At 62.4% G+C, this 444-nt stretch carries 1 protein-coding gene and 1 pseudogene; both read left to right on the top strand.

The genetic code is table 11. From position 1 onward, the window contains the following. On the top strand, positions 1 to 347 hold a 347-nt coding region (locus tag EN925_RS39255), incomplete at its 5' end, for a TOBE domain-containing protein (RefSeq protein ID WP_128337516.1). Between the two features lie 21 nt (positions 348 to 368). Beyond that, positions 369 to 444 (top strand): annotated as a pseudogene (locus EN925_RS41380) (ribose ABC transporter); the annotation flags it as partial.

The following is a 444-nucleotide window of genomic DNA, read 5'->3' as shown; positions in this document are numbered from 1 at the left end:
CGATGAACCTGCTCAAGGGCACCATGCGCAAGGGCGACAAGCCAGGGGTCGACATCGCAGGCACGCTGTTCCCGATCGGATCGGGCAATGCCGCGCAGGACGGTCAAGCGGTCGTCTATGGCGTCCGACCGGAGCACCTCGAGATCCATCCCGACGGGGTGCCGGCGAAGATTTCGGTGGTCGAGCCGACCGGCTCGGAAACGCTGGTGTTCCTGCGCTTCGGCGAAGGCGAGATGGTGGCGCTGTTTCGCGAGCGCCACGACTTCAAGCCGGGCGATACGCTGAAGCTGAAGCCAAGGCTCGACCAGATCCATCTTTTCGACGCAGAGACCGGCAAGCGTCTCTGATCTCAACTCACGAGGAATACCATGCTCAAAGGCATCAACCCGCTGCTCAATGCCGACGTGCTGCAGGCATTGCGGGCAATGGGGCATGGCGATGATC

The sequence above is a fragment of the Mesorhizobium sp. M7A.F.Ca.US.006.04.2.1 genome (assembly GCF_004022915.1).
Taxonomy (GTDB): Bacteria; Pseudomonadota; Alphaproteobacteria; order Rhizobiales; family Rhizobiaceae; genus Mesorhizobium; species Mesorhizobium ciceri.
This window is presented reverse-complemented; position numbering and strand designations above follow the sequence as displayed.